This is a genomic window from Anaerovibrio sp. (assembly GCF_024697385.1).
GTDB lineage: Bacteria > Bacillota > Negativicutes > Selenomonadales > Selenomonadaceae > Anaerovibrio.
In genome coordinates, this window is sequence record NZ_JAILFV010000140.1 from 1 (window position 1) to 21,811 (window position 21,811).

18 protein-coding genes are annotated in these 21,811 nt (G+C 45.1%); 2 read left to right on the plus strand and 16 right to left on the minus strand.

Features of this window, described 5'->3' with window-relative positions; all coding sequences use genetic code 11:
- The 16 genes from K6C05_RS07965 to K6C05_RS08040 all read right to left on the minus strand — a co-directional run.
- Positions 1-1,166, minus strand: a 1,166-nt coding sequence (locus K6C05_RS07965; RefSeq protein WP_296733396.1) for a pyridoxal phosphate-dependent aminotransferase, incomplete at its 3' end; no start/stop codon positions are given.
- 97 nt (positions 1,167-1,263) lie between these two features.
- Positions 1,264-1,740, minus strand: a complete 477-nt coding sequence (locus K6C05_RS07970) for an AsnC family transcriptional regulator (RefSeq protein WP_296733399.1) — start codon at positions 1,738-1,740, stop codon at positions 1,264-1,266.
- Positions 1,741-1,746: 6 nt separating this feature from the next.
- On the minus strand, positions 1,747-2,202 hold the full coding sequence (locus K6C05_RS07975) for an Lrp/AsnC family transcriptional regulator (RefSeq protein WP_296733402.1): 456 nt from the start codon (positions 2,200-2,202) through the stop codon (positions 1,747-1,749).
- Positions 2,203-2,307: 105 nt separating this feature from the next.
- A complete protein-coding gene (gene yihA, locus K6C05_RS07980) occupies positions 2,308-2,949 on the minus strand; it encodes a ribosome biogenesis GTP-binding protein YihA/YsxC (protein ID WP_296733405.1) in 642 nt (213 codons plus the stop codon).
- A 7-nt stretch (positions 2,950-2,956) separates the two neighbouring features.
- On the minus strand, positions 2,957-5,269 hold the full coding sequence (gene lon / locus K6C05_RS07985) for an endopeptidase La (protein WP_296733407.1): 2,313 nt from the start codon (positions 5,267-5,269) through the stop codon (positions 2,957-2,959).
- Positions 5,270-5,350: 81 nt separating this feature from the next.
- Entirely contained in the window at positions 5,351-6,622 is a 1,272-nt protein-coding gene (gene clpX / locus K6C05_RS07990) for an ATP-dependent Clp protease ATP-binding subunit ClpX (protein WP_296733410.1), read from the minus strand.
- Positions 6,623-6,634: 12 nt separating this feature from the next.
- Positions 6,635-7,243 (minus strand): ATP-dependent Clp endopeptidase proteolytic subunit ClpP, encoded by a 609-nt coding sequence (clpP, locus tag K6C05_RS07995; RefSeq protein ID WP_296733413.1) that lies wholly within the window; start codon positions 7,241-7,243, stop codon positions 6,635-6,637.
- A 296-nt stretch (positions 7,244-7,539) separates the two neighbouring features.
- The gene (gene tig, locus K6C05_RS08000) at positions 7,540-8,826 is read right to left on the minus strand and encodes a trigger factor (RefSeq protein WP_296733416.1); all 1,287 of its coding nucleotides are present in this window, start codon (positions 8,824-8,826) and stop codon (positions 7,540-7,542) included.
- Between the two features lie 120 nt (positions 8,827-8,946).
- Positions 8,947-9,726 carry an ABC transporter ATP-binding protein gene (locus K6C05_RS08005; protein WP_296733419.1) on the minus strand — a complete coding sequence of 260 codons (780 nt, stop codon included), beginning with the start codon at positions 9,724-9,726 and terminating at the stop codon, positions 8,947-8,949.
- Positions 9,726-10,697 carry an iron ABC transporter permease gene (locus tag K6C05_RS08010; RefSeq protein ID WP_296733448.1) on the minus strand — a complete coding sequence of 324 codons (972 nt, stop codon included), beginning with the start codon at positions 10,695-10,697 and terminating at the stop codon, positions 9,726-9,728. Before K6C05_RS08010 ends, K6C05_RS08005 begins: the two co-directional genes overlap by 1 nt.
- Positions 10,698-10,735: 38 nt before the next feature.
- A complete protein-coding gene (locus K6C05_RS08015) occupies positions 10,736-11,680 on the minus strand; it encodes an ABC transporter substrate-binding protein (protein WP_296733423.1) in 945 nt (314 codons plus the stop codon).
- Positions 11,681-11,698: 18 nt separating this feature from the next.
- Positions 11,699-12,628, minus strand: coding sequence for a LysR family transcriptional regulator (locus K6C05_RS08020; RefSeq protein WP_296733426.1), 930 nt, complete (start codon positions 12,626-12,628; stop codon positions 11,699-11,701).
- A gap of 66 nt (positions 12,629-12,694) precedes the next feature.
- Positions 12,695-13,885 (minus strand): FIST N-terminal domain-containing protein, encoded by a 1,191-nt coding sequence (locus K6C05_RS08025; RefSeq protein ID WP_296733429.1) that lies wholly within the window; start codon positions 13,883-13,885, stop codon positions 12,695-12,697.
- 16 nt (positions 13,886-13,901) lie between these two features.
- The gene (locus K6C05_RS08030) at positions 13,902-16,178 is read right to left on the minus strand and encodes an ATP-binding protein (RefSeq protein WP_296733433.1); all 2,277 of its coding nucleotides are present in this window, start codon (positions 16,176-16,178) and stop codon (positions 13,902-13,904) included.
- An 11-nt stretch (positions 16,179-16,189) separates the two neighbouring features.
- Positions 16,190-16,555, minus strand: a complete 366-nt coding sequence (locus K6C05_RS08035) for a response regulator (RefSeq protein WP_296733435.1) — start codon at positions 16,553-16,555, stop codon at positions 16,190-16,192.
- Positions 16,556-16,565: 10 nt separating this feature from the next.
- Complete coding sequence (locus K6C05_RS08040) at positions 16,566-18,011, minus strand: HD domain-containing phosphohydrolase (RefSeq protein ID WP_296733437.1); 1,446 nt, start codon at positions 18,009-18,011, stop codon at positions 16,566-16,568.
- A 225-nt stretch (positions 18,012-18,236) separates the two neighbouring features.
- On the opposite strand from K6C05_RS08040, the gene K6C05_RS08045 reads away from it, so the two are divergent.
- Positions 18,237-18,599 (plus strand): helix-turn-helix transcriptional regulator, encoded by a 363-nt coding sequence (locus tag K6C05_RS08045; protein WP_296733443.1) that lies wholly within the window; start codon positions 18,237-18,239, stop codon positions 18,597-18,599.
- Positions 18,600-18,766: 167 nt separating this feature from the next.
- Positions 18,767-21,811: transporter substrate-binding domain-containing protein (locus tag K6C05_RS08050; protein WP_296733447.1), on the plus strand; the 3,045-nt coding region annotated here is incomplete at its 3' end.

Below are 21,811 nucleotides of genomic sequence, written 5' to 3' on the forward strand. Positions count from 1 at the left end.
TTAAAGGCCGGAATAGATCTTCTGATGATATCTTCCTTTATGCAGTAAGCCGCCCTGAAATATCCCGGACAGCCAAAATCCGTCCCGGGTACCAGAAGCAGGTCGTATTTTTTTGCCCGCTCACAAAAAGCATAATCATCATCCTCCAAAGCCTTTGGAAAGAGATAAAAAGCCCCTTCCGGCTTTTTGCACTCAAATCCGGCTTCGACAAGACCATTATAGAGCAGATTGCCATTTCTTTCATAAGCTGCAATATCAGCAGGCTCATCTACACATCTGGCAACAACTCTCTGGAACAGTGATGAAGCATTTACATGAGTCAATACCCTGGCAGCTCCGGCGATAGCACCATAAACCCGCTTAAAATCCGCCACTTCATCAGGTACAACTATATAGCCGATACGCTCACCAGGCAATGAAAGTGATTTGCTCCAGGAATAGCATACAAGGGTATTATCATAATACTTGCTGAGATACGGTACCTCTATTCCCCCATATACCAATTCGCGGTATGGTTCATCGGAAATTATAAATATAGGATGACCGTATTCTGCGGACTTCTTCTCAAGGATTTCTGCCAGATGTCTGATGGTATGCTCTGAGTATACCACCCCACTTGGATTGTTAGGGGAATTAACGATGACTGCCTTGGTATCCTTTGAAATCAATTTTTCAAGCTTATCGAACTGTATCTGGAAATCATCAGTATTTGCAGGCACCACAGTCAGGCTGGCTCCCACCGACTCCACGAAGCATTTGTACTCCGGAAAGTAAGGTGCAAAAGCTATAAACTCACATTTTTTATCATCCTCGGTCAGGGCCTTGAAGCAGATAGTGATAGCAGCCGCTGCACCTGAAGTCATAAACAGGTTTTTGCCCCCAAAGCCGGTACCAAAACGCTTATTTATACTGGCAGCAATAGTTTCCCGCACCTGTGGATCTCCCGGTGCCACTGTATACCCATGTAATGAACAGGAATCCATTGTATTAAGGAGGTCAATTATCGCTGTCTTTACCTTTTCAGGTGCCGGTACATTTGGATTGCCGATAGAAAAATCATACACATTTTCCGCACCAACCTCTGCGGCCCGTTTGCAGCCAAATTCAAAAATCGTCCTTATGGTGGATTTTCTGCTGCCTAAATCATACATCTTTTCTGAAACCATATATAGTCCCTCTTTTCATATACTGAACACTTTTCCAATAATTATACAAAAAAATAAGGTTTAATGCCAGCTTATTTTACTGACATTAAACCATTGTTCACTCCATAAAGTATTTCATGCTTGTTTTCTTCCATTCCCGCCGGGTAAACTGCAGGGAATATTCTTTAATGCCCGTTTCCTGAGACAGCTTTTCAGCAAATTTACGGCAGCCTTCCTCAGTATCACCATGAATCATGGTATAGAAATTATAGGGCCAGTCCGGAAGGGTGTTTCTGTCATAACAATGAGTAACCTCCGGATGAGCGCACATAATCTCTGCCACCTCATCCATGCGCTCCCTGGGCACCACCCAGGTTCCAAGGGCATTGGCCTTGAAGCCTACCTGCCGGTGACGGAGTACAGCCCCCATCTTGCGCAGTGTCCCATCCTGTTTCATTTCTTCCAGTCTCTTCAGCAGAGCATCCTCCGATATGCCAACTGCTGCGGCAATTTCCTTATATGGCTCCGAGCAGACAGGGAACGCCCCCTGCATGGCCCGGACTATTTTTTTGTCGGTTTCAGATATATTCATCATCAATCCTCATTTCAGCTGAAATCTGACATCTATTTTGTATTTCTTTTGTGAATAGAGATCCATAAGGGCGGAAACCCCTGGCAGGTTCCTGACTGTGGTCAATATATGCTCCCGTCTTTTTGCATCATTCGTGATTAGTGTAAACCACAGGGCATAATCACCGGAACGCTGATAATTATGGGTTACCTCAGGATATTCATTGATTTTTGACGCCACCTGGGCTATGTATTGCTGCTGAACCTTGACCGCAATCAGTGTGCCGCTGTAGCCCAGCTTGTCCGAGTTGAAAAAGGCCCCTATTTTGCGTATCAGGCCTTCCTGCTGAAGTTGATCAAGCCTTTCCAGCACAACCTGCTCAGACACACCAAGCTTTTGTGCCATTAATTCATATGGCCTGGAAACGAACTGTATGCCCCCCTGAAGTTCATTCAGCAGCTGCTTGTCAAAGGATGTAAGTTCCATTCAATCACCTTGTTCACGGAAAAATAAAAGCTCCCCTGCCCTGAGCAAAGGAGCTCTGTATAATTTTATCAAAGTGTCAGGCAAATAGTCAAGAAAAAGTGAATGTCATTCATTTTCTTCATGGTCATCAAATATGCAGTCAGCGATAACCTGCAACAGTTCAGCACGGCCACTGTTCTTCACCGAAGAATAAGGCAGCACATCCAGCTCAGGTATCCCCAACGACTGCTTAATTCTTGCTATCCCCTGGGATACTCCGTTTTTGCTGACCTTATCCGCCTTGGTACCGATTACCAGTACCGGCAGATTGTGGTTCACCAGCCACCTGAACATCTCCACATCAGAATCCATGGGCTCATGACGAATGTCAATCAGCTGGCATACAAACTGCAAATCCTCTGAGGATAGCAGATATTCATTGATGAACCTGCTCCATGTCCTGCGCCTGGCAGCCCCGGTTTTGGCATAGCCATATCCCGGCAGATCAACCAGATAAAAATCCCGCCGCTCAGGATTGTCCGCCACCTTGGCACCAATCTCATAAAAATTGATGGTCTGTGTCTTACCAGGCTGGCTGGAAACCCTGGCCAGCTGGTGTACCCTTGTCAGGGAATTTATCAGCGATGATTTCCCCACATTGGAACGACCGATAAAGACAATCTCCTTGCGCCTGATTTCCGGATACTGTTCCTTTTTTACGGCGGAGGTCAAATACCTCCCCTGTGTTATAACAACATTTTCTGCCATATTAGCCTCATTTCAGCAGCGCATTTTCCAGAACCTTATCGATATGGTCCACTGGTATGAATTCCAGCTTTTCCCTGACAGATTCCGGAATTTCTTCAATGTCACGGCTGTTTTCAGCCGGCAGAATAATGGTTTTGATACCCTCACGATAAGCAGCCAGGACCTTCTCCTTAAGGCCACCAATCGGCAGCACCCTGCCACGAATGGTAATTTCACCTGTCATAGCCACATCACTGCGTACCTTGCGGCCAGTCAGTGCAGACACCATAGCAGTCGCCATGGTAATACCTGCAGATGGACCATCCTTTGGTACAGCTCCCTCAGGGAAATGGATGTGAATATCGTTTTCCTCGTAGAATTTCGGCGACAGCTTCAGCTTTTTCTGACGGCTGCGTATGTAGGACAGGGCAGCCTGTGCTGATTCCTTCATCACATCTCCCAGCTTACCGGTCAATATCAAATGCCCCTTGCCCGGGAATACATTAACCTCTGTAGGCAGGATATCCCCTCCCACCTGAGTCCAGGCCATACCTATGCACAGTCCTATTTCAGGCTTGCGCCGCTCCTTTGGATGAGGATATTTTATCTTGCCCAGAATATCCACCAGATTTTTGGTGGTTACACTGACTGATTTCACAGTACCTTCTACCATTTTCTTGGCAACCTTGCGGCAGAGCTGGCCGATTACTCTTTCCAGCTCACGGACACCGGCTTCACGGGTATAATCAGTAATCAGACGCTGAATGACACCAGCACCGATTCTGATGTTCTTTGTGGAAAGTCCGTTGGCCTCACGCTGCCTTGGAACCAGATAACGCTTGGCAATTTCCAGTTTTTCCTGTTCAGTATAGCTGGAAAGGGTGATAATCTCCATTCTGTCCCTCAACGGGGATGGGATATTACCCAGATTATTGGCAGTGACAATCCACAGCACCTGTGACAAGTCAAAGGGCAGCTCCACATAGTGGTCACTAAAGGTATTGTTCTGCGCCGGGTCAAGAACCTCCAACAATGCAGAGGTAGGATCTCCCTTATAATCAGCCGCCATTTTGTCTATTTCATCCAGCAGGAACACCGGATTCCTTGTGCCTGATTTCTTCAATGCAGCCAAAATACGCCCTGGCATTGCACCTACATAAGTACGGCGATGCCCCCTGATTTCGGCTTCATCACGGACACCACCCAAGGATGCCCGGACAAACTTTCTCCCCAGGGCACGGGCCACAGATGTAGCCAGGGAGGTCTTACCAACTCCCGGAGGACCTACCAGGCACATGATTGGGGCATTCTGTCCGGAAGTCAGCTGACGCACGGCCAGATACTCCAAAATACGCTCCTTGACCTTTTCCAGACCATAGTGATCACGGTCAAGAACCTCTGAGGCCTCCTTGATATCAGACTTGTCTTCGGTGACCTTGTTCCAAGGCATATCCAACAGTGTTTCAATATATGTAGTAATAACACTGGATTCCTGGGACATGCTGCCGGAACGCTCCAGACGGGTAATTTCCTTGTTGATGGTCTTTACCACATCCTCAGGATACTTTTCCTTGCGCATTCTCTTGCGATATCCCTCTATATCACCCTGGACACCGTCCTTATCTCCCAGCTCGTTATGAATGGCCTTGACCTTTTCCCGGAGATAATACTCCTTTTGTACCTTCTCAATCTGCTTACGGACACGGCCACTTACCTTTTTCTCAATATCAAGGATTTCCCGCTCCCGTTTCAGCACACCGTAAAGGCGTTCCAGCCTGGTTTTGATATCGATGCATTCCAAAAGCTCCTGGCGCTCTTCCAGCTTCAGGTTCAGATGGCCTGCAATCATGTCAGCCAACCGGCCGGCATCAGAGATTATTGACACTGAAACAATGGCATCAGCCGGAATCTTACGGCTGGATTTTACCCATTGCTCAAATTCATGAACAACTACCCGTACCAATGCTTCCATTTCCAGACTATCGTCTATCGCGTCCTCGTATTCGTGGACCTCAACATCGATAAATTCACCATCATCATAGCAATTGATTATCTGTGCCCGATACATTCCCTCTACCAGGACCCGTACCGTGCCGCCAGGCATCTTGACCAGATGCTTGATTTCTGCCACAGTGCCTACAGGGTACAAATCCTCAAAGCTAGGCTTTTCAACATCTGCATCCTTTTGGGCAGTAAGCATAATAACCTTATCATCCAACATGGCCTGCTCCAGGGCAGCTACAGACTGTTCACGGCCTGCATCGAGATGAACCATCATATATGGAAAAACCATCATCCCACGCAATGGAAGCAATGGCAATCTTCTCAATTCATTTTTCATAAATACCTCCTGATGTCTTCATCAGAATATAAAATATAGACGCTGCAAAAACAGCGTCTATAATAACAAATAACACGCACTTTAGGCGGATGCTTCATTTTTGCCAGATTTGTTATTGCGCCGCTTGCCAAAGCTCAGCACAGGATCGACCTTGTCCTCTATCACAGCCTTGGTCACATGGCATTTGGTAACTCCATCCATGGAAGGTACCTCATACATAACATTTTTCATGACATTTTCTATTATGGAACGAAGCCCACGAGCTCCTGTCTTACGCTTCAATGCTTCTCTGGCTATAGCCTTTATGGCATCATCATCAAAGGACAGCTTTACGCCCTCCAGGTCAAACAGATGCTCATACTGTTTTACCAGTGCATTCTTTGGCTTGGTGAGGATCTCAACCAAAGCCGCCTCATCCAAGGATTCCAGGGTGACCACTACAGGCAATCTTCCTATAAATTCAGGAATGAGGCCGGTTTTCATCAAATCATCCGGCAGTACATGCCTGAGCACTTCACCAATTTCAGTATTTTCCTTTGATGAAACCTCAGCACCAAAGCCCATGCTCTTGTTACCACGACGCTTATTGATAATTTTGTCTAAGCCCACAAAGGCACCACCGCAAATAAACAGGATATTGGTGGTATCTATCTGCAACAGCTCCTGATGGGGATGCTTTCTGCCGCCCTGAGGTGGAACCGATGCAACAGTACCCTCCAAAATCTTCAGCAATGCCTGCTGAACACCTTCACCGGACACATCACGGGTAATCGATACATTTTCGCTTTTACGGGCGATTTTATCAATTTCATCAATATAGATAATGCCCCGTTCTGCCCGGGAAATATCAAAATCAGCTGCCTGAATCAGCTTCAGGAGGATATTTTCTACATCCTCTCCTACATATCCTGCTTCAGTAAGAGTAGTAGCATCTGCTACTGCAAAAGGAACCTGCAATATACGGGCCAATGTCTGGGCCAACAGGGTTTTACCACTTCCTGTAGGACCGATCATCAGGATATTAGACTTCTGGAGCTCAATATCGGACTCATTCATGGCACCTGCTGTTATCCGCTTATAATGATTATAAACGGCAATAGCCAAAGTCTTCTTGGCCTCGTCCTGACCGATTACATAATCGTCCAGAATAGCCTTGATCTCCTTAGGCTTTGGCAGATTCTTCATATCCTCAACTGCTACCGCAGAGTTTTCCTCAGAAACGATTTCCTTGCAAAGATCGATACATTCATCACATATGTATACCCCAGGACCAGCTACCAGCTTCCGAACTGCATCTTCTGTCTTGCCACAGAAAGAACAAGCAAGCTTCATACTCTCCTTATCGTAGCTCATAGGTGTACCTCCTTACTTATCCGACTCAGATTTTTCCTCCGGGCGGACAATAACCCTATCAATCAAACCATATGCAACTGCATCTTCAGCACTCATAAAATTATCCCGCTCAGTGTCGGTATTAATCTTTTCCAGTGTCTGACCTGTATGCTTAACCAAAACATTGTTGATCATATCCCTGGTGCGCTGCATTTCCTGAGCCTGAATCTGTATATCAGTAGACTGGCCCCGGGCACCGCCCAATGGCTGATGAATCATAATACGCGCATTTGGCAGGGCAAACCTCTTGCCTTCAGCACCTGCTGTGAGCAGCAATGAACCCATGCTTGCAGCCTGACCGATACATATAGTGGACACATCAGGCTTAATATACTGAATGGTATCATATATTGCCATGCCAGCAGTCACTACACCACCAGGACTGTTTATATATAGGTATATATCCTTGTCAGGATCCTCGGATTCGAGAAACAGCAGCTGGGCTACCACGGAGCTGGCTACAGTATCATTGATTTCACCGGTCAAAATAATAATACGGTCCTTGAGAAGACGGGAATAAATATCATATGACCTTTCCCTGTTCCCGGACTGTTCAACTACATAAGGTATAAAATAACTCATCTATAATCACCTCAAATTAATATCACAACAAAACGAAGTCAGATATTGTACTGACATAAAAAACTGCCTTAGCTTTATTATAATATCAATATATCAAAAAAAAAACATTTTACCAATATAATATATTTATCCCTCAAAAAAAATCATCAATATCAGACAATCCGCCGTTTCAGGGTATTGCCCAAAACGACGGAATTCATCTAATATATTTTGTTTATCCTCATTGACAGGTGTACAGCCTCAAACCATACAGTGAGAAAGCCCTTCACCCACGCCCTTGGATAAGCTTTATTTCATTATGCAATACTGTCAATTACAAAGTTTGCAGTCTTTCTTCTCAGAACAGAAGCTGCCAGATCCCCAAGACGACCCTGCTCAGCAATGATCTTCTTTACCTGGGTAGCAGTTGCACCGTATGCCTTGGCCATGCTGTCAACCTCAGCATCCAGATCTGCAGCCTCAACCTTGATACCCTCAGCCTTGGCAATGGCCTCAAGCACCAGGTCTACCTTTACATTGGTAGCTGCAGCTTCCTTGTAATTCTCACGGAGCTTGCTGATATCAGTACCTGCATAAGCCATGTACTGCTCCAGCTTCAGGCCCTGCTGGTCAAGACGAAGTGCCAGCTCCTGAATCATTGCATTAACGCGATTTTCAACCATGATCTCAGGGATATCAACCTTGGCATTGTCTGCAGCCATGCTTATTGCCTTCTCACGCTTTTCGCTGGCTGCCTTGGTTTCAGCACTCTTCTCAAGGTTGGATTTCAGATCAGCCTTCAGCTCATCCAAAGTCTGGAAGGTGCTTGCCTTCTTGGCAAAATCATCATTGAGCTCAGGCAAAACCTTTCTCTTGATGCTCTTTACAGTACACTTGAATACTGCCGGCTTACCCTTCAGCTCTTCAGAATGATAATCCTCAGGGAAGTTTACGGATACTTCCTTTTCCTCACCGGCCTTAACACCAATCAGCTGATCCTCAAAGCCAGGAATAAAAGCATTAGAGCCAATCTGCAGCGGATAATCCTTGCCCTCACCACCGGCAAAAGCCTCGCCGTCAACAAAGCCCTTGAAGTCCAAGGTAACAAAATCATCCTTTTCAACAGCAGAACCTTCTTCAGCCTCTACCATGTCAGCCTGACGATCAAGCATGCGAACCAGCTGCTGCTGAACTGCATCATCATCAACAACATCCTTTTCTACCTCAACCTTCAGTCCCTTGTATTCACCAAGCTCAACCTCCGGCTTCTTGGTGGAAACAGCCTTGAAGACAACATCCTTGCCCAGCTCCAGGGTAACAACATCCACCTGAGGACGGGTAACGATATCCATCTGCTCTTTCTCCAGAGCCTCGGTAATGGCCTTTGGAGCCAACTGCTCAAAAGCATCATTAAGGATATTCTCCTTGCCGACATGACGCTCGACTATAACCTTTGGAGCCTTGCCCTTACGGAAACCAGGGATATTAATACGGCTTGCAATATTCTTGCAGGACGCGTTGTATGCCTTATCTAACTCTGTAGCAGGTACAGTAATTTCAAATTCAACCTGCTGATTTTCCAATGCCTTAACATTAACTTCCATTGTGTCAAAAGACCTCCTAATATACTCTTTATTGGGCTGTGCCCATTATTGACCTCATTATGCCCACATAATAGATATGATATCATATTCAATCGATTATTACAAGATAAGAAAAACCCCCTATTTTACGACGGCCACAGGAGATAAGATTTTTTCTCCCCTGTTGTTGATATAGCTTTCCACCCTTACGCCAAACACTTCCCGAAGCAGCTGTTCATCCATGATGTCCGCCGGATTGCCGGAGGCATATATCCCCTTGTCCTTTATGACCATCAGATTATCAGAATATTTAACGGCCTGGTTTAAATCATGAAGTACCATGGCCACCGTCAGCCCCAAAGTTTTGTTCAGGCGGGATACTATTTCCATTACCTCCAGCTGATGGGAAATATCCAGATAGGTAGTCGGCTCATCCAGAAGCAAAATTTCCGGCTTCTGGGCCAGGGCCATTGCAATCCATGCCCGTTGGCGCTCACCACCGGAAAGGGATACCAGCTGCCTTTCTGCCAGATGAGCCACCTTTGTCTCCTCCATTGCCCAGTTCACCGCTGCCTCATCCTCGCCCTTATTTCCTGTGAACCAACTGCGGTATGGAAACCGACCATAATCCACCAATCTTTTGACTGTTATGTCGGCAGGTACCTGCATACCCTGGGGCAGAATGGCCAGTTTTCTGGCAAAATCCCGACGCTTCACCCTCTTGATATCCTGTCCGTCAATAAAGATATGACCGCTGTAATTATTGCTGATACCACCAACAGCCCTCAAAAGAGTTGACTTGCCTGCCCCATTGGGACCGATGATTGAGGTCACCTTCCCCCGGGGAATCGAACCACTGATTTTATCCAATATTATTTCATTATTTATGATTACTGATACGTCCTGTATTTTAACAGCCATTACAATTCCCTCCTCAAAAGGAATAAGAAGAATGGCGCTCCCAAAACAGCCATTAATATTCCAACAGGGAGTTCAATGGGAGCAAAAACAGTTCGGGCCATGGTATCACCGATTGTCACCAAAGCCATTCCCAATAATGCAGATGCCGGAAGTAAAAAGCGGTAATCCGAGCCTATCAGCAGCCTGGCGGCATGTGGCACTACCAGACCCACAAAGCCCAGCAATCCGGCTACAGACACTGCACTGGCCGCCAATATTGCTGCCACAGCAGTCAAAAACACCCTGGTAAGTTCTACCCTTACTCCCAGTCCCCTGGCTACATCATCTCCCAGTTGGAGAATGTTGATATGTCCGGCCGCCAAGAAGGCAAGAAGTCCACCCGAAAGTGAATAGGGCCATATCATGGAAGCATGAGCCCAGCCCCTTGCTGACAGGCCACCAACCATCCACATCAATGCATTATGAATTCGGTCGCTGTTAAAAATCATCATTCCCGATATACCGGCCCCTAGAAAAGCTGAGACAGCCACTCCTGCCAAAATGATCCGCACCGGTCTTATACCATTTTTCCATGCCAATATATATATGCATACAGCTGCCAGCATAGCCCCAATGAAAGCCACCGGCGTGATGAGCATTTCGTGTCCCGGAAACATCAATATCACCATAATTCCGGCAATTCCGGCACCTGAGGAAATACCTATGATATGCGGATCAGCCAGGGGATTTTTCATGATTGCCTGAAGTATGGCTCCGGAGAGGGCCAGGTTGATTCCCACCAGCGCTCCTACCACCGTTCTGGGCAACCTTATATTAAGGAATATATTTTCATGAATTCCTGCACTGGTTCCCATTATTGAACCGATAATCTCGCTGACGGGAATTTCCACCGACCCCATCACGATGCTCAACAGAAAGCCAGTGACCGCTAAAATGGCGAATATCACCATAATTGATATCCGCCATCCGATCTTGTGATTGTTATAATCTGCCAATGTTATATTCTCCCTTAAAATAAATTAGGATATACCATTTTCGCCATATCCTCATAGCACTCCGGATATCTCAACCCCGGATTTATGAGATACATGGTCTGTGGCAAGAAATAAACCCTGTCATCCTTCACTGCCTGTACTGTGTTCCAGCCCGGATTATTCTTGAATTCTGACAGCATCTCGTTCTTTAGTGTATCGGCATTGCCCATGGTTACAACAAAAAGCACATCGGGATTTTTCTCCACCAGTATTTCCATACTGTATGGAGTGGCATCAGGATTTTTATCCAAAGGCATCATTCCCTCGGCAACATTCTCCCATCCGAAATCATGACACACAGAACCGGCAATGCTGCCACTGAGCTGAATATTCAATCCCTGGGATGAGCTGAACAATACCGCTACCCGCGTCTTATCCTTGGGCAGCTTTTCCTTTATGGCCGCTATACGGCCATCCATTTCCTTAATCGCTTCGTCAGCCTTGGCACGATTATCAGTAAGCTGGGCAAAAATCCCCAGTTCCCGTTTGACATCCTCATAGGTCTTTGCCTTGATAACAATGGAAGGGATTCCATTATCACTAAGAACCCCTATCAGCTTCTCATTCATCCCCTTGTTGATGATAACAAGGTCCGGATTAAGGGCCAGCACCTTTTCCATATCCACCTGCACAGCCTTGCCTATACTGGGAATATCCTTGGCAAATTCCGGGGCTGCCTGGGAAGACGGGCGTCCTACCACATTTCCACCCAAAAGGTGTAACGGTTCCAAAAACGATGCTGACAAAACCACTATTCTCTCAGGTTTTTTGGCCAGGTTGACTGTTCTTCCTATATCATCCGTAATGGTTATTGCACCGCCGGTATTGGTTTGGGCAACATTTTTTTCCCCGCCACATCCGACAGCTGCCACCATAATCAACGCCAGTCCACACAGCACAAAAAAATTGAGATATTTCATCTAACTTACCTCCAACAATCAGTTTTCAGCCTTATCAGAGGTAACCGGCTGGAAATTTCTCTTAAACTCCTCCGAAGCTATATAATGCTTCATAAAATTCAAAAATCTGGTATCCCGTTTTGTCAGCTCCTTATCCTTGCCCCAATAAAGGCAGATATCCACGCTGAGTGGCGGTGTAAGCTGGCGGCGCACAAATTTTGTCTCCTCCATGGTAACAAAATCCGGCAGCACCGAAATCCCCAATCTGTTTGCCACCAGCTGCTTTATGGTTTTAAGCTGAGTGGTGCAAAGCAGTATATCAGGCACATAGCCCCGTTCCACACATCTCTCGTACACATGCTGATATTGATAAGTATTTGACTGCTGCATGATAAACTGCTCATTGCGCAGGTCATCAAAATCAATACTGCTCTTTTTGGCCAAAGGCAGCTCAGGACTGACACACAGACTGAGATTGTCCTTCTGTATCAGCATCTCATGGTCAGTATCCCCAAGCTTGTCAGTAAAAATAATGCCAAAATCCAGCTCACCATTGTCAGCCTTTTCCATTACCACACCGGAATCACTGTATTCCTTTACATCAAGGCTCATATCAGGATACATGTCCTTGAAGGTGGTAAACAGATCAGGAAAGAGATATGCCTCCACCATTGGCGGTATGCCGAAATGAATGGTTCCGTACTTTTCCTGCCTGAACCGTTCCATATCCTGCATGGCATTTTCCAGATTATTCATGATTTTTTCAGCATGCAATAAGAACGCCTTCCCCTCTGTAGTCAGCGTAACATGCTTTTGGCGACGGTCAATAAGAGCTAGTTGGAGTTCACTCTCAAGAGCCTTAATCGCCTTTGTAACTGATGGCTGTGAAACATGAAGATATTCTGCAGTCTTGGTAAAATTCTGCAGCCTGCTTATAGCGCAGAAATACTCCAAGTGTCTAAATTCCACAATCAGGCCCCCAAACATTTCATTCTTGGATATTATCACAAACGGTGCTCTATGCACTCTGTAGTATTACAACACAATAAAAGCAAAAGTTGTATTATGGAAACAATTATAATAATTATCTGAGTTTTCAGCTATTACAGGGCAAAATTCCCCAAAGGAATACATCCCTGAAAATCTTATAGTATCAGGGATTATTGAAGAATACCCCTTGGTTTCATCCACAATATCATTGGAAAACAACATCAGCCTTGATGCACAGGAGGTTATTATTGCCGAAGAATACTCGTAATCCTTCTCAGCGGCCACATCCCTGATGGCGGATTCAATGGCCAATGTGACGGATTCGGACACTTCCTTGCGGGAAACCATGGCAATCTTCACAGTGGCCCCCTCAGGGACAATCCCCAAAAATGTTCCGCTTCCGTCCTCCCTGTTGATGGATTCAAGATGCCTCATTACCTGGACCTTATCGCCGTTTGGCATGGTGTACTTCACCAGGAAAGGCGCCCCCACAAACTTGGACAGCAGATTATCGCTGTCCAGGTCCACCCCGGCAGCCTTTACCGCATCCACCAGGGTTCTGTGCCCCAGCTTATATACGACATTGCCCTGGGCCTTTGTAACTGTTTCCTCAAAGCCTACATTGGTATCAACGGAAAACTTGCCCTTTAAAACCGGCTTTGTCCTGCCACCAATAAGCATTATTCCCATGCCTGTGGCACTGACCTGTTCATTAACTATGATACGGCAATCGGTAAAGAGAAAATTGTCTGAGCTGAATCCCCCAAATACCGGCAGGCCCCCACTGATCTTGTCGAGATAATTCACATATTCATCCCCTGCCACCAGTGGATTCTTTACTCCATAGGCAATAATGACCTTCGGCTCATCCTCCAGCTGCTCTGCCAGGGCATCATAGGCGGCCTTGATCTTCAGCTTGTAATCATTCTCTGTCATTTCACCGGTAAAGCCTGCTACAAAGGAACAGTCATCTGCAGTAAATACATGAAGAGAAATCCCCTCAGTCACAAATCCCTTTTCTTCTGTAAACATGGACATGGCACTGGCACCCAAAACAGGAAAATGAAATTCCTCCTGCAGCTTTTGGGCCAACTCGCCGAAATCAGTATCCGGATGGGTAAACACTATCCCCATGGTATTTTTAGCGAGTTCAAAACCATCCATCTTCCTGCGCAGGGATTTTATTCCCTCGTCCAAATCATCCATTTCTTCCGTATAAACGGCTAAAGACCTCATCTAATCCACTCCCAAATCATTCTGTATCTTCCCATTTACTTATCAGCTGCTCCAGTGCATCATAATCAAAATCATCTCCGGCACTTTTCATCTGTCCAATAAGTTCTCTCTGTTCATCGTTGACACGATATTTATCCAATTTTTCCAGCAAGGTACCAAAAATGTCCAAATCGAAATCCCCTATAGCTGATTTCATGTCAGAAATCACTTTATCCAGCTCATGCTTGGATATTTCCTGGAGTTCATCCTTTTCATCATTATCATACAGGACATTCTCCAGCTTATCACCCAAATAAGCAATGACAGTAGCATATTTAGCCACGAGGCGGTCAAAGTTCCTGCGGATGAAATCGTAATTCCCATCCTTGCCGGCCTGTTCATGCTCCTTGGCCATCTGGGACAGTTCATTTTGGTTGATAATGGCTGCCACAGTCTTCAAAGCATGAACCTCAATGGTATAGTTGGCATAATCCCCTTTTTCGAGCAACCCTGCCAACAGCTTTATTTTCTTTCGGCCATCCATATATACCTGTTTCAGGATGTCCTGGTCCACATCATCGGTCTTGGATGTGTACGGCTTATCAAGAACGATTATCTTTTCAGGTGGCAGGAATGTTCTGAGACAGTCATCCAGCTCCTTGACATCAATAGGCTTGGCCAAAAATCCCTGGAAGCCATATTCCAAATACTGTTCCTTCATGCCACTTATGGCATTAGCCGTCAGGGCAATCACCACTGAAAACTGATATTCAGGTATTTCCCTTATTTTATACATGCACTCAACGCCGTCCATTACAGGCATCATATGGTCCATGAAAATTATGTCAAAGCTCTCACTGGTCAACAGGTTCAATGCCTCGGCACCACTTTCAACACAGGTGACCTTCAGCTTGTACGGCTGCATCATCCCTTCAGCCACCTTCAGATTTACCCTGTTATCGTCAACGATGAGTACACTGGCATTCTCCGTGGCAAAAGTATACTGAAAAAGCTTGCGCTGCATGAGATTGACATCCTTATTGACATTACCCATAGGGCGCCAGTCATCCACCTTGTTCACCACGGTCCAGGTAAATATACTGCCCTTTCCATATATACTGTCAACGGTTATGTCACCGCCCATGGACTTACACAGGCGTTTACTGATGGCCAGTCCCAGTCCTGTACCTTCCACCGAACGGTTTCGCTTGGTGTCCACCTGTTCAAAGCTGGAAAACAGCTTGACCAGATCAGTAGGCTTGATACCACAGCCGGTATCCTCTATACAGGAAAAAATCTTGATATAGCCTTCCTCCGGCAGCTTTTCGAACCACATTTTCACCTTGATATAGCCATTATGGGTGAACTTCACCGCATTGGTGAGCAAATTCACCAGCACCTGCTTGATTCTGATTTCGTCACCAATCAGGCTGTAAGGTATATTTTCATCAATATCCAGGATAAGGTCTACATCCTTGTCCTGCAGACGAATTCCAATCATGGTCACCACATCATTTATGATGGATGACATCTGATATGGACTGTTGATGATGTCCATCTTGCCGGCCTCTATCTTGGAAAAATCAAGTATATCGTTGATAATGGCCAGAAGTGAGGCCGAGGCACTCTTAATGAGCATGGCATTCTCACGGGCAAAGGAATCCGTAGTATCACGAATGATAAAATCCGACATGCCGTTAATGGCGTTCATAGGAGTACGGATTTCATGGGACATATTTGCCAAAAAGCTGGATTTCGCCCGGTCCGCACTTTCAGCCCGTTCCTTGGCCCGAATAATATCGGTGATATCAACCATTATCAGCATAACGCCGGCAATCTCCCGTTCCTGATTGATTGCAGGGCGCACATAGATATCAAAATTTTCTTCCATGCCATGGACCACCATGCGGTCCATATACTGGATATTCTTCCCCTCATCCCTGGTTTCCTTGCACATTTCCTCCATGTGCCGACGGCCTATTACATCCATCATGCCGGCAAAGAGATCATAGATATACACCCCATCATCTATCTGTTCAAAGGTATAGGATGACCTCTGAAAAAAAGGCTCCGTGGCCATCACCGTATTAAGGTCCATATCCAGCATTATGGAAATATTCGGGGAATTCTGCAACAGCATGGCATTATAGAACACCTGCTGGCCCTTGGCATGTTCACTGAATTCACGAAACTTGTTGGCCTGTTCAGCCAAAGCAGCCAATATATTATTTTCGCGCTGAAGCCGCTTTATTTCCCGATTAGCTTTTTTCAAATCCAACTGCAAGGATTTGACTGACGCCTCTGCCTCCTGCATATTAATCCCCCTTATGCCAAATATTGACCTATCAAATTCAGCAAAGCATCCTTCTCAAATGGTTTGCGCAACATTCCCTGTGCACCGGCAGCCGTAATTTTTTCCTGCAGCCCGGAATCCTCGTCAGCAGTCAAAAACAATACCGGCACCCCGGCCAAAGCCGGTCTTTTCTTTATTTCAGCCAACACCGCAAACCCATCCATATCCGGCATCAGCACGTCAAGCAATATCAGATCAGGCACTGTTTTGTCCAAAAATTGCAACGCCTTCTGTCCGTTTGGGACAAGCACGCTTTTATACTCACTGTTGGACTTCAGTATCTTGTCAATCACCTTTAGATTTACCACATTATCATCTACTACCAAAATCTTTTTCATGAGTAGCCTCCTAATCATGCAAATCAAAATCCTGATCTTCATCAATAATCTGCAGCATATTGGTACCTACCAATGGATCAAACTGGGCACCAAGGCCATCTGCTATTTCCTTGCGCACCACATCCTGGGGCAGGCCCTTGCGGTAGCCCCTGCATGAAGTCATGGCATCATAGGCATCCGCAACACAAATGACCCTGGCTACCTCAGGAATCTCCTGTCCCTTGAGGCCATCAGGATACCCCATGCCATCATAGCGCTCATGGTGCCATCTGGCCGCACTGTATATCTCCTCCACGGCAGTTATATTTTTCAGTATTTCTCCCCCAATGACTGAATGACTTTTAATAATCGCAAATTCATCAGCACTCAGCTTACTGGGCTTGTTGATTATCTCGTCAGGAATACCGATTTTACCGATATCATGTAACATACCGGCATATTTTATCCGCAGGAGCTGATCTTCATTATAGCCCATCCGCTTCCCCAACATCACGGCGTATCTCGCCACACGATCAGAGTGTCCCTTGGTATACTTGTCCTTGGCATCAATAGTCTTGGCCAGGGACTGGAGCAGCTGTTCAAAAAAGGCATACATCTGCCGGCTTTTGTCGAGAATATCCTGAGTCCTTATCTGCACCTCCTCCTGGAGATTTGCCTGCAAATAATACAACTCCAGGATACGGCTTATCCTAGCCCTTAACAGGGCAGGATTAAGTGGTTTGACAATAAAATCCACGGCGCCATCATCAAACCCCTGGAGCTCAGTGGACAGGTCATTATCATTGGTCATAAACACCACAGGTATATGGGTATATTTTTCATCCTTTTTCAGCTTACGGATAATTTCATGACCATTTTCCCTGGGCATATGCACATCCAGCAGAATCAGGTCGGGCGCGTTCCTTGATTCCAGCTGCTGAAAAAAACTGTCACCGGAATCAGCCTCCACTATATTATATATATCGGAAAGGACTTCTGATACGACCTGTCTGTTCAATCGGCTGTCATCAACCACAAAAATAGTAAATTTTTTGATTGACGAACTGTATTCCTGATTAACCCGCTCAGGCATCACAGCATCAATGTTGCGCAAAACCTTTTCGTAAAGGGCCAAAAGCTGATGATGATTGAGATTGATATACTCTATATCCCCCTGCTTGGCCGCCTCTTCCATTCTCTTGGCCTTTGACCACAGCGTCTCTGCACCTATATAGGTTGCAGAACTTTTAAGGGCATGAACCTTCACCCTATAACTATCCCAATCATTGCTGAAATAATATTTCTTCAGCTCCTCCAAAACATTATCCTCAACGAAGGTACCGACAATATCCAGGTAAAAATCAGCATCATCCATACAATGCTTCAGACCGTCGTCAGTATTGAGAAAACTCAATTTCTCAATAATCTGCGAGCTATCATAAATTTTATCGTTTAAATAGCTTTCATCATGTTCCATATTATCACCATCATACAACGGATTTTCTGTATAAAGCCCCTATAATATATATTACCCTATTTAAGTAATTTGTCAAAATGTTTATACCACTCCTCACAGGGCATTACAAGGAAAATGCATCCATAAATATTATATGGACTTTTATGTAAAAAATTGGTTATATTATAAATAAACATATATTTTCTGAATCAATCATCAAAGTTAAAAATAAAGGACTGAACAATTATGTCTGCTGATTTTGCCAATAGATTAAAAGAACTGCGCCTTTCCAAGGACCTGACACAAAAGGAATTTTCCGAATTGCTGAAAATCAGCCAAAGTGCCGTTTCCATGTATGAAAGCGGTCAACGGGAGCCAACCCTGGAGGTTTTGGATATTGTCAGCAAATTCTTTAAGGTTGACATGAACTACATCACAGGAAAATCCCAAAATCAAGCTTCCCTGGATATCATTTCCCCAGGGCCGGAGAATCCAAATCCCGATGAGGACATGGATAAAAAGCTTATAGCAGCTTACCACAAGGCTCCAGAACATATCCAAAAAATAGTAGCAGTCAGCCTTGAGCCATATATCGATGAACCATACTGAAAAACAGCCACGATCATTGAAGGACATGGGAATACTCTGTCCTTCTCTTTTATATTACGGCAGGAATAATGTTGTCACAGGGCGAACTATAACATTCATACAATAATTTACTCCGGTCGATTTTCCAATCAGTTTATTCATTTTATTGAAATCAGGAGTGAACTCTCATGCAACATCAAGGCTATCCAGAAAAAAAAGTATCCTTCTATTTGATTACCTGCCTGCTATTGGTAACGGTACAGCTTTTTGTCTTCTGTCTCATACCTGCCCATGCCGGGCAGAGTGAGAACTGGCTGCAGCGAAAAACCGTAAGGGTGGCTGCCTATGATGCAGATGAAATTTTTGTGCTCCATGATGCCCACAACAAAAGGAACGGCTATGCCTACGAATACATCGAAACCATAGCCCGCTATGCCGGCTGGGATATAGAATATGTGGAATATCCCGGATTTTTGGCCTGTATCAATGCTGTAAAAAATGGCGAGGCTGATCTGGCCTATGATGTGAGTTATACCCCGGAGCGAGCCCAATACTTATCTTTCCCGAATGAACCCATGGGGAAGGAGAGCTATTATCTCTATTTCCTGGACCACAACAAAAATATCATATCAGGAGACCTTAACAGCTTACAGCACAAGAAAATAGGTGTGACCAGGGGCACCTCACAAATCAAGCTGTTACGAAATTGGTTGATTCAAAACAAGGTTGATGCTGAAATTGTGGAATATGCCAACGGAAGTGAACGACGGGCAGCACTGTGGAAGGGCGAAGTTGAACTTAATCTTATTGCCAATCGCTACAGCAGGGAACATTTCATCGCTTTTGGCAGCATCGGTGAGGATGACTTCTATCTGGTAGTAAACCAAGCCCGTCCGGATATACTGACCGATTTAAATGATGCCCATCGGCTGGTCATGTCCATAAATCCTTATTTTATGACCGATATAAGCAAGCAGCATTTTGCCTATGCCTCCATCCGTAAGAGCCTCTCCGCCAGTGAGATACAATGGCTCAATAACCACCCAACAATCCGTGTAGGATGTCTGAGGGACGATCCACCATTTAGCTATTTGTCCTCGCCTGACAGTCAGGAAGTAAAAGGGGCATTGATAGACACATTGGGACACCTGTTTGAGACACTTTATATTGACAAATCACGACTATCCTTCAAGATATATGATTCCTATGATGATATGGTTACAGCATTGCATAATGATGAGATTGATATGCTGGGAGAATATTTTTTAGATTATGACCAGGCCACCCAGGATAATGTGATTATTTCTTCAAAGATTTATGAGGCCCAAATAGGAATCGTTCGTCAAACAGGCACCTCCTACAATGACGCCTTCACCAAGCTGGTATATCCAAGGAGTCGTGGGAATAAGGGGTATACTATGACAAAATACCCTGACTCCACCTTTATTCCATGTGACAATCTCATGGCATGTCTGGATGAGATTCATAAGGGAAATGCAACCGGTGCCGTAGGTTTTGGTCCCACAATTGCCATATATGCCCAAATTTATCCTGATCTTGAATATGCTCCAATAATGAACACAGTTTCCCTCTGCTTTGCTACCTCCAAAAATAATGTCCCTTTGATTTCCATACTTGATAAAGGCAGAGGTCTTGTAAACACCGGTGAAATCGATGCCATTATTTCCGGTCATCTGCCGGTAGTCCCTTTTTCCGTATACCGCTTTATTTCCACTCATCTGGTAAGCTGTATTATAGGTCTTGTAACCATAATATTCATCATCTTCCTGTTTTTCTTTATGACAATTGCCAACCGCCGCTTGGCAGCCCAAAATCAGCTGATTGATGAACAGAATGCCGCCCTGAAAAAATACCATGTGCAGCTGAATAAATCATTGGAGGATGTAAAAAAAGCCGATAAAGCCAAAACCTCCTTCCTGTTTAATATGTCCCATGATATACGGACCCCAATGAACGCTATTATTGGTTTTACCAATCTGTTGGAAAAGAATATTGAAAACAAGGAGCTTTGCCTGAATTACATTGACAAAATTCAAGCCTCCAACAAATTCCTTCTGTCCCTTATCAATAATGTATTGGAAATGGCCCGTATCGAAAGTGGTAAAGCCACCCTTGAAGAATCATATACCAATTTGGAACAAATGATTACTGAGGTGGGATCTGTATTTGAACCTCAAATGGAAGAAAAGGGAATTACATTTTCCTGCTCCCTGAATGTGGAGCATAAATATATCCTGGTGGATGCTACCAAGGCCAGGGAAATTCTCCTGAACATCATCAGTAATGCCCTAAAATACACTCCTTCCGGAGGAAGTGTGGATTGCACGGTTACTGAGGAGTTATGCCCAACACCGGAGGTTGCCCGATTTAGGATTGCTGTAACAGATACCGGTATCGGTATGCCAAAGGATTTTCTTGAAACCATTTTTGATGCATTCTCCCGGGAAAGGAACACCACCCAAAGCGGGATAATTGGCACAGGTCTGGGTATGCATATTGTAAAAAAGCTTGTTGATCTCATGGGCGGTGAAATAACAATCTCAAGTGAGATGGGCAAGGGTACATCCATAACCATACTCATGTCCCACAAAATCGGCCTGGAACACCATTGCCAAAACGATGGTGACGAACCAGTCATAATAGATACTGCTCAATTCCATGATATGCGTATTTTGCTGGCAGAGGACAACGAATTCAATGCAGAAATTGCCAGGTCACTCCTTGAGGAACAGGGCTTTATAGTAGAGCATGCCCATGATGGTCTGGAATGCGTCAATATGCTTACCAATTCTCAGCCAGGGTACTACGATTTTATTCTGATGGATGTCCAGATGCCAAATATGGATGGGTATAGTGCTACAATAACCATCCGGGGACTGAAGGACCCATCCCACGCCAATATTCCTATTATAGCAATGACTGCCAACGCCTTTGATGAAGACAAACACAGTGCCCTGATGGCGGGTATGAATTCTCATCTACCAAAGCCGTTTGAAATAGATCAGCTGTTTGAAACTATTGATGCGGTCATGAAGCACAGTGCTTATTTCATCCGCAGCCACGAAATAAGCGGATTTAAGGAAAAATATGCAGCTGCAGGAATAAAGTGCGGATATTTTATTTTTGAACTCAGTAAAAAGGCTGATATAATCTATACTGATGAAACCTTCCTGAACATATTCGGGTGTGACAGTTATGATGAATTCATGGAC

Bases quoted from the DNA above. Each gene is read 5' to 3' on its own strand.
- K6C05_RS07970 (WP_296733399.1), bottom strand. From the start codon at position 1,740: ATGATGAATATATCTGAAACCGACAAAAAAATAGTCCGGGCCATGCAG.
- K6C05_RS07975 (WP_296733402.1), bottom strand. From the start codon at position 2,202: ATGGAACTTACATCCTTTGACAAGCAGCTGCTGAATGAACTTCAGGGG.
- yihA (WP_296733405.1), bottom strand. From the start codon at position 2,949: ATGGCAGAAAATGTTGTTATAACACAGGGGAGGTATTTGACCTCCGCC.
- lon (WP_296733407.1), bottom strand. From the start codon at position 5,269: ATGAAAAATGAATTGAGAAGATTGCCATTGCTTCCATTGCGTGGGATG.
- clpX (WP_296733410.1), bottom strand. From the start codon at position 6,622: ATGAGCTACGATAAGGAGAGTATGAAGCTTGCTTGTTCTTTCTGTGGC.
- clpP (WP_296733413.1), bottom strand. From the start codon at position 7,243: ATGAGTTATTTTATACCTTATGTAGTTGAACAGTCCGGGAACAGGGAA.
- tig (WP_296733416.1), bottom strand. From the start codon at position 8,826: ATGGAAGTTAATGTTAAGGCATTGGAAAATCAGCAGGTTGAATTTGAA.
- K6C05_RS08005 (WP_296733419.1), bottom strand. From the start codon at position 9,726: ATGGCTGTTAAAATACAGGACGTATCAGTAATCATAAATAATGAAATA.
- K6C05_RS08015 (WP_296733423.1), bottom strand. From the start codon at position 11,680: ATGAAATATCTCAATTTTTTTGTGCTGTGTGGACTGGCGTTGATTATG.
- K6C05_RS08025 (WP_296733429.1), bottom strand. From the start codon at position 13,885: ATGAGGTCTTTAGCCGTTTATACGGAAGAAATGGATGATTTGGACGAG.
- K6C05_RS08030 (WP_296733433.1), bottom strand. From the start codon at position 16,178: ATGCAGGAGGCAGAGGCGTCAGTCAAATCCTTGCAGTTGGATTTGAAA.
- K6C05_RS08035 (WP_296733435.1), bottom strand. From the start codon at position 16,555: ATGAAAAAGATTTTGGTAGTAGATGATAATGTGGTAAATCTAAAGGTG.
- K6C05_RS08040 (WP_296733437.1), bottom strand. From the start codon at position 18,011: ATGGAACATGATGAAAGCTATTTAAACGATAAAATTTATGATAGCTCG.
- K6C05_RS08045 (WP_296733443.1), top strand. From the start codon at position 18,237: ATGTCTGCTGATTTTGCCAATAGATTAAAAGAACTGCGCCTTTCCAAG.